15 protein-coding genes are annotated in these 15,467 nt (G+C 67.5%); 3 read left to right on the forward strand and 12 right to left on the reverse strand.

The window, feature by feature from the left end; translation table 11 throughout:
• Positions 1 to 84 precede the first annotated feature (84 nt).
• The 9 genes from ACZ6IE_RS13685 to dnaK all read right to left on the reverse strand — a co-directional run bounded on the left by ACZ6IE_RS13685 (position 85) and on the right by dnaK (position 9,074).
• Positions 85 to 945 (reverse strand): DUF2017 family protein, encoded by an 861-nt coding sequence (locus ACZ6IE_RS13685; protein WP_464608416.1) that lies wholly within the window; start codon positions 943 to 945, stop codon positions 85 to 87.
• Entirely contained in the window at positions 915 to 1,211 is a 297-nt protein-coding gene (gene clpS / locus ACZ6IE_RS13690; protein ID WP_079728797.1) for an ATP-dependent Clp protease adapter ClpS, read from the reverse strand. The genes ACZ6IE_RS13685 and clpS overlap by 31 nt, the downstream gene beginning before the upstream one ends.
• A 4-nt stretch (positions 1,212 to 1,215) precedes the next feature.
• Positions 1,216 to 2,808 (reverse strand): polyprenol phosphomannose-dependent alpha 1,6 mannosyltransferase MptB, encoded by a 1,593-nt coding sequence (mptB, locus tag ACZ6IE_RS13695; RefSeq protein WP_464608417.1) that lies wholly within the window; start codon positions 2,806 to 2,808, stop codon positions 1,216 to 1,218.
• Between the two features lie 63 nt (positions 2,809 to 2,871).
• Positions 2,872 to 4,083, reverse strand: a complete 1,212-nt coding sequence (locus tag ACZ6IE_RS13700; protein ID WP_464608418.1) for a class I SAM-dependent methyltransferase — start codon at positions 4,081 to 4,083, stop codon at positions 2,872 to 2,874.
• Positions 4,084 to 4,131: 48 nt separating this feature from the next.
• Entirely contained in the window at positions 4,132 to 4,893 is a 762-nt protein-coding gene (locus ACZ6IE_RS13705; RefSeq protein ID WP_464608419.1) for a DsbA family protein, read from the reverse strand.
• Between the two features lie 70 nt (positions 4,894 to 4,963).
• Complete coding sequence (locus ACZ6IE_RS13710; RefSeq protein ID WP_077054713.1) at positions 4,964 to 5,392, reverse strand: heat shock protein transcriptional repressor HspR; 429 nt, start codon at positions 5,390 to 5,392, stop codon at positions 4,964 to 4,966.
• Between the two features lie 107 nt (positions 5,393 to 5,499).
• Positions 5,500 to 6,486, reverse strand: a complete 987-nt coding sequence (locus ACZ6IE_RS13715; protein ID WP_464608420.1) for a DnaJ C-terminal domain-containing protein — start codon at positions 6,484 to 6,486, stop codon at positions 5,500 to 5,502.
• Positions 6,487 to 6,491: 5 nt separating this feature from the next.
• Positions 6,492 to 7,196 carry a nucleotide exchange factor GrpE gene (locus tag ACZ6IE_RS13720; RefSeq protein WP_464608421.1) on the reverse strand — a complete coding sequence of 235 codons (705 nt, stop codon included), beginning with the start codon at positions 7,194 to 7,196 and terminating at the stop codon, positions 6,492 to 6,494.
• A 3-nt stretch (positions 7,197 to 7,199) separates the two neighbouring features.
• Entirely contained in the window at positions 7,200 to 9,074 is a 1,875-nt protein-coding gene (gene dnaK, locus ACZ6IE_RS13725; protein WP_077054710.1) for a molecular chaperone DnaK, read from the reverse strand.
• A 203-nt stretch (positions 9,075 to 9,277) separates the two neighbouring features.
• Here dnaK and ACZ6IE_RS13730 point away from each other — a divergent pair, with 203 nt between their 5' ends.
• The 3 genes from ACZ6IE_RS13730 to ACZ6IE_RS13740 all read left to right on the forward strand — a co-directional run bounded on the left by ACZ6IE_RS13730 (position 9,278) and on the right by ACZ6IE_RS13740 (position 12,334).
• Positions 9,278 to 9,754: a TM2 domain-containing protein gene (locus ACZ6IE_RS13730; RefSeq protein WP_464608422.1), complete on the forward strand. Its 477-nt coding sequence runs from the start codon at positions 9,278 to 9,280 to the stop codon at positions 9,752 to 9,754.
• Between the two features lie 466 nt (positions 9,755 to 10,220).
• The gene (locus ACZ6IE_RS13735; RefSeq protein WP_464608423.1) at positions 10,221 to 10,883 is read left to right on the forward strand and encodes an Abi family protein; all 663 of its coding nucleotides are present in this window, start codon (positions 10,221 to 10,223) and stop codon (positions 10,881 to 10,883) included.
• A gap of 116 nt (positions 10,884 to 10,999) precedes the next feature.
• On the forward strand, positions 11,000 to 12,334 hold the full coding sequence (locus ACZ6IE_RS13740) for an MFS transporter (RefSeq protein WP_464608424.1): 1,335 nt from the start codon (positions 11,000 to 11,002) through the stop codon (positions 12,332 to 12,334).
• An 88-nt stretch (positions 12,335 to 12,422) separates the two neighbouring features.
• Here the strand turns inward: ACZ6IE_RS13740 and ACZ6IE_RS13745 are convergent, their stop codons facing one another.
• The 3 genes from ACZ6IE_RS13745 to ACZ6IE_RS13755 are packed head-to-tail and all read right to left on the reverse strand — an operon-like array spanning position 12,423 to position 15,465.
• Positions 12,423 to 13,292 (reverse strand): SDR family NAD(P)-dependent oxidoreductase, encoded by an 870-nt coding sequence (locus tag ACZ6IE_RS13745; protein WP_464608425.1) that lies wholly within the window; start codon positions 13,290 to 13,292, stop codon positions 12,423 to 12,425.
• Complete coding sequence (locus tag ACZ6IE_RS13750) at positions 13,289 to 14,206, reverse strand: fumarylacetoacetate hydrolase family protein (RefSeq protein WP_464608426.1); 918 nt, start codon at positions 14,204 to 14,206, stop codon at positions 13,289 to 13,291. Before ACZ6IE_RS13750 ends, ACZ6IE_RS13745 begins: the two co-directional genes overlap by 4 nt.
• Positions 14,203 to 15,465, reverse strand: coding sequence for a Gfo/Idh/MocA family protein (locus tag ACZ6IE_RS13755; protein ID WP_464608427.1), 1,263 nt, complete (start codon positions 15,463 to 15,465; stop codon positions 14,203 to 14,205). The genes ACZ6IE_RS13750 and ACZ6IE_RS13755 overlap by 4 nt, the downstream gene beginning before the upstream one ends.
• Positions 15,466 to 15,467: the final 2 nt, after the last annotated feature.

Here is a 15,467-nt window from a genome sequence, read left to right on the forward strand (position 1 = left end):
GATGTCTGAGCCGCAGGGCTCATGACGCCACAGGGGCTTGCCGGGCATCAGTGCTCGCCGGGCCCCTGTTTTCGTGGGGCCGAGTCAGGCCGGCAGGCTCTCAGAGAGCGCCGTGACCAGCGAGTCCTGCACCCAGCCCAGCCAGTCGTAGATGTCGAAGATCGCCGCGGCGTCTTCGTCGGTCGGCTCGGGCTCGTCGCCGTCTTCCTCGATGCCGAGGCGCGCGGCGAGCGTCAGCCGCAGGTCGGTCAGCGAGCGAATCCACGCCTGCACCTGCGCCGGGTTCAGCCGCACGAGCACATCGTCGGCGCCCGACAGGGTCGCCGCGATCGCCTCAGGGTCGCGCCCGTTCACGAGCGACGCGATCAGGTCTTCCACGTTCTGCAGCTTGCGATCGGTCGAAGCCTCGATCGTGTAGCGCCGGAAGTCGACGGATGCCTCGGGGTCCTCCGGGTAGGCGTCGGGAAAGAGTCGCCGCACGGCCGGGTCGTCCCACACCGGGTCGAGGTCCCCCTCGGAGACATCCGCGAAGATGCGGCCGTCATCGTCGCCGAATTCGGCGTCGGGGTCGAAGAATGTGCCGGAATCCGCGTCGGCGTCGGCGTCGGCGTCGGCGTCGGCGTCGGCGTCGGCAGAACCATATGCACCCGCCGAACCATCTGCACCGTCCGCGCCAGCTTCATCGTCTGCGCGGGCCGCGCCATTCGAGCCCGCCGATCCGGAACCCCAGCCCCGCGACCCCAGGATGCGCGCCGCTTCGTCTTCGTGAAAACCGTCGCCCGAGTCATCCCGAGCCCGCTCGCTGACGGCCTCGAGCAGCGACCGGAACTGCATGCCCAGGTCGGCCAGCAACATGACCTCGCCCGGCGTCAACTCGGCCGCGAGCAGCCCGTCGGCGAGGGCGCTGAAACCCTTCACTCCTCGACCCGCGACAGCGTCGCCCACAGGCCGAAGTCGTGCAGCGCCTCGACGTGACGTTCCATCTCTTCACGGTTGCCCGTGGCCACGACCGCGCGGCCGTCGTTGTGCACGGCCAGCATGAGGGCCTCGGCCTGCTCCCGGCTGTAGCCGAAATAGCTGCGGAACACGTAGGAGACGTAGGACATCAGGTTGACCGGGTCGTTCCACACCACGACCTGCCACGGCCGCGAGAGCGCCGAGGCCAGGTCGACACCCTGTTCGGTGTCGAGGTCGGGCGTGGCAAAATCCATGTCTTCAGCTTTGCACGGTCGGCGGAACGGCGCGACCGGGTTGCGTTCCCGCCGCAGCCGCATCCGCATCCCCATCCGAGCCGACCGGTGTCGCACGCGCCAGCATGGGCAGCGGCAGACCCGGTCGCGTGTAGCGCCGGAACAGCTCGAACTCGAACGCCGCGACGATCAACACGATGCCGATCACACCGATCCAGCCATAGACGATGGGGATGGATGCATCCGCCCGCAGTCTCTCGATGAGATCGACCTGCTCCCCCGAGATGCCGACGAACATGAGGAACGCGGTGACATAGATGAGGAGGCGCACCTGCCACGCGCGACCGAGGCCCGCGATGCCGAAGAGCGTGATGAGCCACAGGCCGTACCAGGGGTGCTGCAGCGGCGAGAACAGCACGAGCGCCGAGAAGACGCCGGCGAGCAACCAGAGCGGGTCGGAGCGACGCTTCACCGTGACCAGGTAGGCGGCGACGAGGCATCCGAGGAAGAGGAAGATTCGCACCACGGCCGTGCGCGCCACATCGCCGTCGAGCCCCAGTCCCGGGCCGAAGTCGCGCGCGAACAGCGACACGATGCGCGGAATCGAGTACCACGAGCCGATCTCGATGGGGGTTCCGAGGCCGGCCACCCAGCCGATGCCCACGCCCAGCCCGAGGCCCAGCCCCAAGAGGCCCACGAGTGCGAGCCCGGCGACGGCGGCCCAACGGCGGATGAGCGCGCCCCACGTTGCGGTCGACCCCGCCCAAATGATGCCGATGATGGGCAGCGCGATCATGGCGATCGGTTTGATGCCGATGGCGGCCGTCACCAACACGGTCGCGAGAATCGGCCGGTCGCGCATCGCCCAGTAGACGCCCGCGACGATGAGACCCAGCATGAGCGCGTCGTTGTGGCCGGCGAGCACGAAGTTCATCAGCACGAGCGGGCTGCACGCCACGGCCCAGAGCACCGCGGCCTCGTTGAAACCACGCAGTTGGGCGATGCGCCATCCGTAATACGCGATCATGGCCAAGCCCGCCACGGCCAGCAGCCGCACACCGATGAGCGCCGCCTCCATGGGCAACCAGGATGTCGCGACCACCACGATGCGCGCCAACAACACGAACAGCGGGCCGTAGGGCGTGACCGTCTCGGCCCACTTGATGTCGACGCCCGCCTCGAACCAGCCCGGCACATCGGCCATGGTGTCGGTGTAGGGGTCGAGGCCCGCGATGAGGATGCGGCCCTGCCCGAGGTAGGCGAACATGTCGCGGCTGAACAGCGGCAGTGCGACGATCAGCGGTGCCGCCCAGACGATGGTGGATGCGACGACCTGGCGGAGGGGGCTGGGCGCGTTCGCGCGGCCGCGCGTGCGGGCATTCGGCCGCAGGGCGAGCCCGAGCGACAGCCACGCGAAGAGAAGCAGCAGCAGCCCCGCGGCAAGGAGGAACGTGCAGAGCACGACGGCGGTGCGCGACGTGCGCACGAGATCGAAGAGCGGCAGGGTGCGCAGCACCGAGGCGGGAGCGAGCCATCCGACCCCCATCGAGCCCGCGAGAACGGCCAGGGAACCCAGAAGACCGATCAGCAGGCGCACGCGATGAGAGAGGGAGAACACAGTAGTTCTTACCATGTTCGCCGTGGCGGGCAGGGTTTCGACCGGCCGTGCGCGGTCTTCCGGTTAGGCTCGCTCACCGACCGCGCGCGAGCGCGTGACCGTGAACTTGGTGTTGCGGCCGCGCTGCTCCGTGGGGCCGACGAGGCGTTCGAGGGCCGGGCGGTAGCCGAGGTGGGTGTTCCAGACCGTCCAGAGCTCGCCGCCGGGTTTCAGCACGCGGGATGCGTCGGCGAAGAGTTTGAGCGCGATGCCCGCGTGCACCGTCGAGCCCACGTGGAACGGCGGGTTCAGCACGATCAGGTCGGCCGACGCGTCGGGTTGAGAGACGAGGGCGTCGTCGCGCACCACCTCCACGCGGTCGGCGACGCCGTTCAGGCGGGCGGTCTCGCGGGCCGAGCGCACGGCCGCCGCTGACTGGTCCGTGGCGGTCACGCGCAGTTCGGGCCGGGCGCGGGCAAGCGAGGTCGCCAGGATGCCGGTGCCACAACCCAGATCGATGGCGTGCCGTGCGTCGGGCGCCATGTCCGGGAGAAACTCGAGCAGGTAGCGCGTGCCGATATCGACGCGCGTGCCACCGAAAGCGGCGCCGGCGGCGGCGACCCAGAGGTCGAGGGCGTCGTCGTGGCGGGAGGCGAGGGTGAGAGAGGATCGACCCTTGATGTCATCGCCTGTGGCCGCCCCGGTCGTGGTCCCGTCGCCGTCGGCATCCGCGGTAGCCGCACCCGCGACCCGCGGCTTGCTCGCGATCAGCAGGCGCGACTTCTGGCGGGCCCGAGACACGCGCACGTCGCCGAAGTGCTTCGAGAGCACCTCGTTCATGGCCAGGCTCATGTGTTTGATGCGTCCGCCGGCGATGACGACGACGTCGGGGGCGGCCGTGCGCGCGATGAGGGCGGCGAGTTCGTCGAGGGCATCCAGCTGGCGGGGGAGTTGGAGGAGGACGACGCGGGCGCCGTCGACGAGGGAGGGTTCGACATCCATGGACCGGAATGCGGATGACTCGATGCCCTGCGCTTCAGCGTTGCGGCGGAGCGCAAGCTCACCCGAGTAGGCGTCCTGGTGCACACGCACCTCGTGAGCGCCGTGAACGGCGATGGCGCCGAGGGTGAGCGCGCCGTAGCGATCGTTCGCGACGACGACCGAACCGGCGGGCGCGGCCTTGATCAGCTCGGCGGCCTCGTCGAGGATGAAGCGGTCGGTCGGGTCGACGGCAAAGAGGTTGGGCGCCTCCACATCGGGGGCGCGGCGCAGGGCGTCGAAGTCGAACTCGGGCACACTCCAGGCTAGCCGCCGCACGCTCCCGCAGGAGCCGCGGCCGAACGCCTACTCGCTCAGAACGCGATCGATCGTCGACTTCATCTGCTCGTACGTCCACAGGTTGATGCGTTGGCCGTTGAGGAAGAGCGTGGGCGTGCCTTCGACACCCGAGAGCGTGCCGTCGGCCAGGTCCTTCTCCACGACGGCGGCCACCTCGGGCGAGACGAGATCGGCGGCGTATCGCGTCATGTCGAGACCCAGGCCCGCGGCATACCCCGCGAAGATGGGCAGCGCCTCCGCTTCGGGCAGGTCCTTCCACGACTGCTGCCCACTGAACAGCGCCGCGTACATCTCGGCGAACTTGCCCTGCCGGCTAGCCGCCTCGGCCACGCGCGCGGCCGTCACGGCCTTGTCGTGCATCTCGAGCGGAAAGTTGCGCACCACGATCGTGATGCGGCCGTCGTATTCGTTCGCGATGCGCTCGACGAAGCCCGAGATCTGGGCGCACGGCGGGCACTGGTAGTCGGCATATTCGACGAGCGTGACGGTGTCGTCATCCGACGTGGTGAGCGTGTTGTGCACGTCGCCCTCGAGCACGGCGCGGTCGACGACGGGCGACGTCGGCGAGGGCACAGTCGTGGGGATGGCGGGAGCCACGGGCTTCGCGGCCGCGCATCCGGACACGCTGATGACGGTGGCGAGCAGTAGTGCCGCCGCCGCGATGACCCGACGTCGTGCCACGGCCCGGGCGGCATGAGCCGTGAGGGCGAGCGCGGCGGGGTGCGGGCCCGGCGAAAACTCGGGGGCGGGCGTGGCGGCGGATGTCATGGGCTTCTCCGGTCTCGGTCGGCGCTGCTTTCGCACACGCTAACATTGTGACCTACCGAAGTTTCACCACTCAGGAGGTGGGGTGTGACCCTCCGCGGGGTCGCCAGACCATGAGTTCGGTGCGTCGCTGGGCGCGGGTTCCGCTGCGCAGCGAGACCACATCTCCTGCGGCGCCGGCGGCGAAGATGCGTCGGCCGGGGGTGCGCAGCAGGGCGTCGGCGAGCGCGTGTTCGAGTTCGCTGACACGGCCGGTGAGTTCGGTGACCTGGTTCTCGAGCGCGAGAATGCGCGAGATTCCGGTGAGGCTGACACCTTCGGCGCTGAGCCGGGCGATCTCGCGCAGCTGGGCGACGTCGCGCATCGAGTAGCGGCGGGATTTGCCCGCCGTGCGGGTGGGCGAGACCAGCCCGAGGCGGTCGTATTGGCGCAGGGTCTGGGGGTGCATCCCGGCCAGTTCAGCCGCCATCGCGATCGCGAAAACGGGGGAATTCTCGTCCATCGGTGTCCTCTCTCAACGGCGTGTCGTGGATGCGCGAGGGGCGGCGCACCGGTGAACGACGACTCGTGTCGACATTCTCTGGTGCACCGCCCAACGCAGTGGTGCCTTTAGCCCTTGGCCCGCTGCAGCAGATCTTCGCGCGGGTTCTCGGCGGGTTCGGTGGCGTGGAACTTTTCGAGCGCCTCGCGTGCTTCGGCGCTGAGGTGTGACGGCACGGCCACCTGCACGACGGCCAGCAGGTCGCCGGTGCCCTTGGAGGTGGTGACGCCGCGACCCTTGACGCGCAGCACGCGACCCGACGGTGTGCCCGGTGCGACCCGCAGTTTCACGGGGTCGCCACCCAGCGTCGGAACCTCGATCGTGGCGCCGAGGGTGGCCTCGACGAACGTGATCGGCACCGTGACGCGCAGGTTGAGCCCGTCGCGCTCGAACACCGGATGCTTGCGCACCGACACCGTGAGCACGATGTCGCCCGGCTCACCGCCGTCGGGCGACGGCTGACCTTTGCCGCGCAGCTTGATCTTCTGACCGTCGCTCACGCCGGCCGGAATCTTGACCTTGATCGACTTGCCGTCGGCGCCCTGCAGGGTGATGGTGTCGCCCTGCGTGGCGGTGATGAAGTCGATCGTGGTGTGCGCCGTGACGTCGCGGCCGCGGCTGGGCCCGCCGAATCCGCGGTAGCCGCCCGACGGCTGGCCGAAGCCGCCGCCGTTGTTGAACATGCCACCGAGGATGTCTTCGAAGCCGTTCTGCTGGTAGCTGTACCCCTGTCGGGCACCGCCGCCGAACATGCCACCGAAGACGTCGTCGAAACCGCCGTTGCCGCCGCCCGAGCCGGGGGCCGTGAAGCGTGCCCCCGAGCCCATGGCGCGGATCTGGTCGTATTCTTTGCGCTGCTCGGGATCGTTGAGAACCGAGTAGGCCTCGCTGATCTCCTTGAAGCGTGACTCCGACTTGGTGTCTCCCGGGTTGGAGTCAGGATGGTACTGCCGGGCCAGCTTGCGATATGTCTTCTTCAGTTCCGCCGGCGTGACGTCTTTCTTCACGCCGAGGACCTTGTAGAAGTCCTTGTCGAACCAGTCTTGACTTGCCATCGCGCCTACCCAGCGGGGACGGCGACGACCACTTTGGCCGCGCGCAACAGGGTGGAGCCGACGTAGTAGCCGGTCTCGACGACATCGGCGATCTGCTCGCTCGTGACGTCGGGGCTCGGCTGCTGGAAGATCGCCTCGTGGATGGTGGGGTCGAAGGCCTCACCGGCGACACCGAACGGGGTCACGCCCAGGCGTTCGACGGCCGCACGCAGTTTCTGCGCGATGGTCGTGAACGGGCCGCCCTCTTCGAGGTCGCCGTGCTTTTGCGCCCGGTCGAGGTCGTCGAGCACCGGAAGCAGCGCCTTGACGGTGTCGCCGACGGAGCGCTCGCGCTCCACCTCGCGGTTCGCCTCGGTGCGCTTGCGGTAGTTCGCGTATTCGGCCGTGACTCGCTGCAGGTCGACGAGGCGCTCGTTGGCGAGATCTTCTGCGCTCGACTGACCCGACAGGAAGTCGAGGTCTGCGTCGCTCAGAGAGGTCTCGACGTCGGGGCCTTCGGCTTCGATGAGCTCTTCAGCCTCGATGTCGGGGCCCGGCACGTCGGCGACGGCCTGGTCGTCCTGGGCGCCGGGCGTGGTGCCCGACGCCCCGCCAACCTGACCCTCGCCCGGTTCGCGAACCGCCCCGGTCTCGGGGTCGATCTTGCGCTTGTCGTTGACGATGGGGTCGTCAGACCCCTCGTTTTCGGGGGTGGGGTTCTGGTCGGTCATTGCTTACTTCTTCTCGTTCTTGTCGTCCTCGTCGTCGACCACTTCGGCGTCGACGACGTCTTCGTCAGAGGAGGTCTCCTGCTCGGTGGGTGCCGACTCGTCGGCGGCCGGAGCGGACTCGTCGGCCTGAGCCTGCGCGTAGATGGCTTCGCCGAGCTTGACCTGCGACTCGTTGAGCTTGTCGTAGGCGGTCTTCACGGCATCCTCATCGTCACCGGCGAGAGCCGACTTGAGGGCGTCGACATCGCCCTGCACGTCGTTCTTGACGTCGGCGGGGAGCTTGTCTTCGTTCTCCTTGATGAGCTTGTCGATCGAGTAGGCGAGCTGCTCGGCCGTGTTGCGCGTCTCGGCCTGCTCGCGGCGCTTCTTGTCTTCGGCCGCGTTCTCTTCGCCTTCGCGAACCATGCGCTCGATGTCTTCCTTCGCGAGCGACGAGCCGCCCGTGATGGTCATCGACTGCTCCTTGCCGGTGCCCTTGTCCTTGGCGGACACGTGCACGATGCCGTTGGCGTCGATGTCGAACGTGACCTCGACCTGCGGAACGCCGCGGGGCGCCGGAGCGATACCCGTGAGCTCGAAGGTGCCGAGGTTCTTGTTGTCGCGCGTGAACTCGCGCTCACCCTGGAAGACCTGGATGGCGACGGACGGCTGGTTGTCGTCGGCCGTCGTGAAGGTCTCGCTGCGCTTGGTCGGGATGGCCGTGTTGCGCTCGATGAGCTTCGTCATGATGCCACCCTTGGTCTCGATGCCGAGGGACAGCGGGGTGACGTCGATGAGCAGAACGTCTTTACGCTCGCCCTTCAGCACGCCGGCCTGCAGGGCGGCGCCGACGGCGACGACCTCGTCAGGGTTGACACCCTTGTTGGGCTCCTGGCCGCCCGTGAGCTTCTTGACGAGCTCGGAGACGGCGGGCATGCGGGTCGATCCACCGACGAGCACGACGTGCGCGATGTCCTGCACCTTGACGCCGGCCTCTTTGATGACGTCTTCGAACGGCTTCTTGGTGCGGTCGAGGAGGTCGGAGGTCATCTGCTCGAACTGGGCACGCGTGAGCGTCTCGTCGAGGTTGGCGGGGCCGTTCTCGGTGAGCGACAGGTAGGGCAGCTGGATGCTCGTGCTGGTCGAGGAGGAGAGTTCCTTCTTGGCCTGCTCGGCGGCTTCCTTGAGGCGCTGCTTCGCGATCTTGTCGTTCGAGACGTCGACACCGGTCGACTCCTTGAAGCGCTTGATCAGGTGGTCGACGACGCGCTGGTCCCAGTCGTCTCCACCGAGGCGGTTGTCACCGGAGGTGGAGCGCACCTGGATGGTGCTGAAGTCTTCGTCCTTGCCGACTTCGAGCAGCGAGACGTCGAACGTTCCACCACCGAGGTCGAAGACGAGGATGAGCTCGTCTTCCTTACCCTTGTCGAGGCCGTAGGCCAGGGCGGCGGCGGTGGGCTCGTTGATGATGCGGAGCACGTTGAGGCCCGCGATCTCGCCGGCTTCCTTCGTGGCCTGACGCTCGGCGTCGTTGAAGTAGGCGGGAACCGTGATGACGGCGTCGGTGACCGTGTCGCCGAGGTACTGCTCGGCGTCGCGCTTCAGCTTGGCCAGGATGCGGGCCGAGATCTCCTGCGGCGTGTACTTCTTGTCGTCGACCGCGAAGGTCCAGTTGGTGCCCATGTGGCGCTTGACCGACGCGATGGTGCGGTCGACGTTGGTGACGGCCTGACGCTTGGCGGTCTCGCCGACGAGGGTCTCGCCATCCTTGGTGTAAGCGACGACCGAGGGGGTGGTGCGCAGACCTTCGGCGTTGGCGATGACGGTGGGTTCTCCACCTTCGAGGACGGCCACCACAGAGTTGGTGGTTCCGAGGTCGATTCCTACTGCTCGAGCCATGTGTGTTTATCTCCTTAGGGGGTGGAACAAGTTTCTCCGGCTGCTCAGTAGTTGAGCGCCGATGACTCAAGTTTACTCGGATGGCTGCGAGCGTCAAGTTCTCTCGGCGAATCTTGAGCCTTGCCGACTCAACTTCGGCGCAACATCCGATTGTGAGGGTAATCATCCGCCTCGGCGTTACGGCGTCTCGCTAGGATGACCGCATGAGCGACAACAACCAGACCCCGCAGCACGACCCCGAGGGTGCGAACGGCGCCGGCCAGCAGCCCGAGCAGGGTTATGGATATCCGCCGCAGGGTTACCCGCAGCAGCCCGATCAGCAGGGTTACGGCTACCCCCAGCAGGGCCCGGGGCCGCAGGGCTACCCGCAGGACCCGAACCAGCAGGGTTATGGCCACCCGCAGCAGCAGCCTTACGGTCAGCCCGCCTACCCGCCGGCTTACTACGACCCCGAGGCCAAGAGCCGCCTGGTCGCCGGCCTGCTCGGCATTCTGCTCGGCAGCCTGGGCATCCACCGCTTCTACCTCGGCTATGTGGGCATCGGCATCGCCCAGATTCTGGTGACCATCTTCACCTTCGGCTTCGGCGCTCTCTGGGGCTTCATCGAGGGCATCATGATTCTCGTGAAGGCACAGTCGTTCGCCACGGATGCATCGGGTCGCCCCCTGCGCGACAACTAATCTTTTCGCACCAATTCGGCCGCAGTTCGACCCCTCGAACTGCGGCCGTTTTGCTGCCCTAACGTGGAACATGGCACCCGCCGAGGGCCGCGCACCGGGTGGGGACGCCACGTGCGCGGCCCAACCTCTGCCGGCTCTCTGTATGGGCCCTGACGCCTCGATATCTGATGCGCGCCCCGAACTGCCGGAATCTCGCGCCGACTACTAAGGACGTCCTTGCTGGCAAGGTGCGCAAGGCGATGCTGGCAAGGTGCGCAAGGCGATGCGGGCACTGTGCGCAAGGCGATGCGGGCACTGTGCGCAAGGCGATGCGGGCACTGTGCTCAAGAGGCATTGTCTCGGCACTTAACGAATTAGGCCCCGGGGGGTTTCCCTAGCCGAAGCTGGTACGCCGTGAATCCCGGGGCTCTCACGAACAGCTTAGAACAATCGACGAAATTTGTCACGAACGAAGGGGGCGCAGGGCATGAGCACATTTGGGCCGACTCGGAAGGACATCCATCGACTCATCGGCCCGGAGCGATTGGCGAAATACAAGGCTGCCGCCAAAGGCGACCGCGCTCTTGCCTTTGAGCTTTACCGCTGGAACGTGCAAATTTCCGCTGCACTTTTCGAATCGATGCACTATTTCGAAATCGGGTTTCGCAACACTGCGCATGAAGCAATGCAGTCCAAAAAAGAACTGGTCGACCCAGGTGGGCCGCCCTGGTTCGACAATCCCCATTTTCCACTTCAGGGACAAGGTCCGCGCGTCGTGAACCTAGCGCGTCGGCGAGCGTCTACCGACACTGAAACATACGACGATGAAGGCCGGATTATCGCGGAGCTCACGTTCGGGTTTTGGTCGAGTTTGCTGTCTGAAGGCTATAACCGTCTCATTTGGCGGGGAGGGCTGGCGGCTGCCTACCCTTTGGCTAAGCGGAAGACGCTCCACGCCGAGGTTTCTCATCTTGTGCGGCTCCGGAACCGCGTGGCGCATCATGAGCCGATCCATACGTGCGATCTGCATCGCGCCTATCAGCGACTCATCACAACCAGCGAGTACGTGTCACCGCGGCTTGGATGGTGGATCGGTAGCACATCAAGAATCCCTCAACTCCTGAGGGAACGACCTCGCGCCGGATCATGAACCGTCGGCGGCCGATCGCGCGGCAGATATCGATCGCCTTGGCCAACGAAGATTATGTCGACGAAAGTTCGGGTGGGGGTCGCCGTGGCGAAACCCGCGCGCAGTAGCCTGTGCTCATGAGCGAACTCGCGGGCAGCGGTGCCCCCACCCTCGTGCCGGCTTTGGCCGAAGCGCCGGCCGCCGTGCCGAAACGAATCGTGCTGGCCTGGGGCCTGTGGGACTGGGGTTCCGCCTCGTTCAACGCCGTCGTCACCACGTTCGTCTTCACCGTCTACCTCACCACCGCCGAGGGGTTCGGCGGCGAGACCGTCGTGTCGGCGCAGCTCGGCTGGGCACTCGCCGGCGCCGGGCTGCTGATCGCCCTACTCGCACCCGTCACCGGGCAGCGCTCCGACAGCTCGGGCCGCCGCAAGTTCTGGCTCGGCGTCAACACCTACATCGTCGTCGCCATCACGGCCGCCCTCTTCTTCGTGCAGCCCGACCAGAACTACCTGTGGCTCGGCCTGCTGCTCGTCGCCGCCGGCAACGTATTCTTCGAATTCGCGGGCGTCAACTACAACGCCATGCTCGCGCAGGTCTCCACCCCCGCAACCCTCGGCCGCGTCTCGGGCTTCGGCTGGGGCATGGGCTACATCGGCGGCATCGTGCTGCTGCTCGTCGTCTACTTCGGCTTCATCAGCCCCGACGTCGGCCTGTTCGGGGTCACGAGCGACGACGGCATGGATGTCCGCGTCTCCATGCTCATCGCCGCCGCCTGGTTCGGCATCTTCGCGCTGCCGGTGCTGTTCGCCGTCCCCGAATACAAGGGCGTCGGCGCGCGGCGGGAAAAAGTGGGCTTCTTCGCGTCGTATGGACGACTGGCCGATGACATCCGCCACCTCTGGAAAGACAGCCGCACCACCGTCTACTTCCTCTTCGCGAGCGCCGTCTTCCGGGATGGCCTGGCCGGCGTCTTCACGTTCGGCGGGGTTCTGGCGGCCGGGTCGTTCGGTTTCAGCCCCGGCGAGGTCATCATCTTCGCCATCGCCGCCAACGTGGTCGCCGGGATATCGACCATCACGGTCGGGTTGCTCGACGACAAGGTCGGGCCGAAACCCGTCATCATCGTGGCCCTCATCGGCATCGTCGTCGCCGGGTTCGCCGTGTTCTTCCTGCACGACGGCGGGCAGACCGTGTTCTGGATCTTCGGCCTCGCGCTCTGCCTGTTCGTCGGGCCCGCGCAATCGGCGTCCCGCTCCTACCTCGCACGCGTCATCCCCGCCGGCCGCGAGGGCGAAGTGTTCGGTCTCTACGCCACCACGGGCCGCGCGGTCTCGTTCCTCGCCCCGACCGCCTTCGCGATCTGCGTGACCATCGGCGGCGCGCAGTACTGGGGAATCCTCGGCATCATCGTCGTCGTCCTGATCGGCCTCGCGCTCCTCATCCCCGTCGGCCGTCGCCTCAAGCGCTGAGGCGTTGAACTCCAGGCACGCGAAAAGGCGGTCGGCCTCCAGCTAGACCGACCGCCGCACCCGGCACCCCTGCCGGGAGCAACCGCTGCTACCGAGGTCGCACGCGGAGGTGGGTGACACCGCCGTCGACGTCGAGCGCCGTTCCGGTGGTGGATGCCGCAGCCGGCGACGCGAGATAGGCGATCGCGTGGGCGACCTCCTCGGGCGACACCATGCGGCCGATGGCCTGGCGCTCGTCGAGGGCCTTGCGCTCAGCCACGGGGTCGGGGAAGTTCTGCAACATGCGGTCGACGAACGGCGTCGCCACCGTGCCCGGGCTGACACAGTTGACGCGCACACCCTCGCGCACGTGGTCGGTGGCCATCGCAAACGTGAGAGCCAGCACGGCCCCCTTGGTCGCACCGTAGAGCGCACGCTGCGGCATGCCGTTGAGCGCCGCGATCGAGCAGACGTTGACGATGGCAGCGTGCGACGAGGCCCGCAGGAGCGGTAGCGCCGCGGCCGAGACGCGCGCCATGCCGACGACGTTGACGTTGAGCACGCGGGCCCACTCGTCGTCGTCGTTGTCCTCGACCGTGCCGATGGCCGAGATGCCGGCGTTGTTCACGACGATGTCGAGGGCCCCGATACGCGACTCGATCTCGCGGATGGCGTCGATGACCGAGGCGCGGTCGCCCACGTTGCAGGCGATGCCGACGAGCGGGGCGGGGGCATCCTGCGGGTTGAGGTCGAGCACGACGACCTGGGCTCCGCGCGAAGCCAGCAGCTGCGCCGTCGCCAGGCCGATGCCCGAGGCACCGCCCGTGACGGCGGCGACGAGGCCGAACAGCTCGCCGGGCGTCGACGAGGAGGAGTCGGAGGGTGGGGCAGAAGGCGAGGCGGAACCGGTGCCAGACGAGGGGTCGGTCGCGCCGGTGTCGTCGGCGGCGCCGGCCGGGGTGGATTCGGTGGTGCTCATCGTGCGGCTCCTTCGAGAGTGGTGGGGGAGGCGGGGGCTGAGGCCGGGCTTGTGGCCGAGGCATCCGCGAAGGTGTTGGTCATGTCGCCGAGGCCGTCGATCGAGAGCTCGACCACGTCGCCCGCCCGCAGGTAGGGCGTGCCCTCGATGCCGAGCGCGACACCCGCTGGCGTGCCCGTGTTGATCAGGTCGCCTGGGCGCAGCACCATGAACTGCGACAGGTACCAGACGATGTGTCGGATGCCGAAGATCATGTCAGCGGTCGAGCCATCCTGTCGCTCCACGCCGTTGACGCTCAGGCGCAGCCGCAGGTTCTGGGGGTCGCCGACCTCGTCGCGCGTGACGAGCACGGGACCGAGCGGGTTGAAGGTCTCGCAGCTCTTGCCCTTGTCCCACTGGCCGCCGCGCTCGAGCTGGAACTCGCGCTCCGACACGTCGTGCGACACCACGTAGCCGGCGATCACGGCATCCGCGTCGTCGGGCGAGGCGAGGTAGCGCGCGGTCTGGCCGATGACGACGCCCAGCTCGATCTCCCAGTCGGTCTTGGTCGAGTTCAGGGGGATGAGCACCTCGTCGTCGGGGCCGACGATGGTCGAGGGGTCCTTCATGAAGACGACGGGTTCGGTGGGCACGGCCAGGTTGGATTCGGCGGCATGGTCGGAGTAGTTCACGCCGATGCAGACGATCTTGCCCGGCCGGTCGAGCGGGGCGCCGCGACGCTTGCCCGAGGCGTCGAAGGCGGGCAGCGTGCCGTCGGCGAGCGCCGTGCGCACGGTGGCGAAGTCGTCGGCCGCGTGCGTGGCGAAGAAAGCCGGGTCGATCGTCGGGGTCACCGAAGACAGGTCGAAGTGGCGCCCCTCGGATTCGACGACGGGGGTTTCGCTTCCGGGCACTCCGAAACGGGCAAATCTCATATTCTTTCTTCCTCTTCTACGTTCGGGTCTGCGATCGCATCGAGGCCGGCGTGCGAGCCTCCCGCGAGATAGGGCGGGCGGATGCCGCCTGCGGCCGACGAGTCATACGCCGCCTCGACGATGGCCATGGTGTCGAACACGTCGTCGACACTGGTCGGCAGCTCGGAAACGTCGCCGCCGACGAAACGCTGCACGGCCCCCATCGAGCCGATGAAGGCATCCGGAAACCAGCTGCCCTCGAACGGGATCGGCTGCCAACCCGCGGCGTGATCGTCGTCGTACTGCACCTCGAGGCGGTCCTCGCCACCCGTCGGATAGTCGAGCAGCAGGCCCATCTGGGCGCGGATTGCACCGCGGGTCCCCTCCCACTTGATGTAGCTCTCCTCGTATTTCTCGCCGTAGTCGTGATCGTGGTTGGTCGAGATGACCACGCGGATCTGCCGGCCGGGGTAATACAGGATGATGTCGCTGCGCGAATTGGCGTGCGCCTTGGCGGGATGATTCACCGTCACCGCCGCGACCGACTCGGGGTTGCCGAGGAACGACCGCACGAGGTCGATGTAGTGCACGCTGTGCATGTTGATCTCGAGCCGGTCGAGCGTGAGCACGTGCGGAAACATCTGCCACGGCGTGTTCACCTGCACGCGGATCTCGAGGTCGTAGAGCTCGCCGATGTCGCCGCGCGCAATGCGTTCGCGGGCAGCGGCCACATAAGGCGCGAACCGCAGCTGCGTGTTGACCGCCGCGACCAGGTTCTTGCGGCGACACAGCTCGAGAATGGCGCGCCCGTCGGCCAGGTGGTTGCCGAGCGGCTTCTGAATGAGCACGGGCGCACCGTCGGGCAGCTGCTCGAGCACCTCGAGATACTGCTCGGGCATGAGGGCGATGTCATAGACCGCATCGGATGGCGCGGCCGCCACGGCCTCGGCCACCGACCCGAACACGCGCTCCACGCCGAACTCCGCAGCCAACGCTTCGGCGCGCGCGACCGTGCGGTTGTAGATGCCGAACACCGGGTAACCCGCCTTGCGGTAGGCCGGGAGGTGAGCATCGCGCACGATCCCGCCCGCACCCAGGATGACGATGGGCCGCGGGTTCGAGGGCAACGCGAGTGTGTATGCAGCGGCCGGGTGAAACTCGGCACGTTCGGGGGCTGGCACGAACTCGGGCGCGGAGGCGTCCCCGGGGCCCGGCGCGCCCTCGGCCGGGGCGGCGGACGCAGGCGCGGGCGCGCCGACGGGATCGGTGTGTGCAGACATCC

This window comes from Okibacterium sp. AC114, from assembly GCF_979253355.1.

Excerpts from the sequence above, each read along its gene's own strand:
- clpS (WP_079728797.1), bottom strand. The coding sequence starts at position 1,211 with ATGGATTTTGCCACGCCCGACCTCGACACCGAACAGGGTGTCGACCTG.
- ACZ6IE_RS13705 (WP_464608419.1), bottom strand. The coding sequence starts at position 4,893 with ATGACATCCGCCGCCACGCCCGCCCCCGAGTTTTCGCCGGGCCCGCAC.
- ACZ6IE_RS13710 (WP_077054713.1), bottom strand. The coding sequence starts at position 5,392 with ATGGACGAGAATTCCCCCGTTTTCGCGATCGCGATGGCGGCTGAACTG.
- ACZ6IE_RS13715 (WP_464608420.1), bottom strand. The coding sequence starts at position 6,486 with ATGGCAAGTCAAGACTGGTTCGACAAGGACTTCTACAAGGTCCTCGGC.
- ACZ6IE_RS13720 (WP_464608421.1), bottom strand. The coding sequence starts at position 7,196 with ATGACCGACCAGAACCCCACCCCCGAAAACGAGGGGTCTGACGACCCC.
- dnaK (WP_077054710.1), bottom strand. The coding sequence starts at position 9,074 with ATGGCTCGAGCAGTAGGAATCGACCTCGGAACCACCAACTCTGTGGTG.
- ACZ6IE_RS13730 (WP_464608422.1), top strand. The coding sequence starts at position 9,278 with ATGAGCGACAACAACCAGACCCCGCAGCACGACCCCGAGGGTGCGAAC.
- ACZ6IE_RS13735 (WP_464608423.1), top strand. The coding sequence starts at position 10,221 with ATGAGCACATTTGGGCCGACTCGGAAGGACATCCATCGACTCATCGGC.
- ACZ6IE_RS13740 (WP_464608424.1), top strand. The coding sequence starts at position 11,000 with ATGAGCGAACTCGCGGGCAGCGGTGCCCCCACCCTCGTGCCGGCTTTG.
- ACZ6IE_RS13745 (WP_464608425.1), bottom strand. The coding sequence starts at position 13,292 with ATGAGCACCACCGAATCCACCCCGGCCGGCGCCGCCGACGACACCGGC.
- ACZ6IE_RS13750 (WP_464608426.1), bottom strand. The coding sequence starts at position 14,206 with ATGAGATTTGCCCGTTTCGGAGTGCCCGGAAGCGAAACCCCCGTCGTC.
- ACZ6IE_RS13755 (WP_464608427.1), bottom strand. The coding sequence starts at position 15,465 with ATGTCTGCACACACCGATCCCGTCGGCGCGCCCGCGCCTGCGTCCGCC.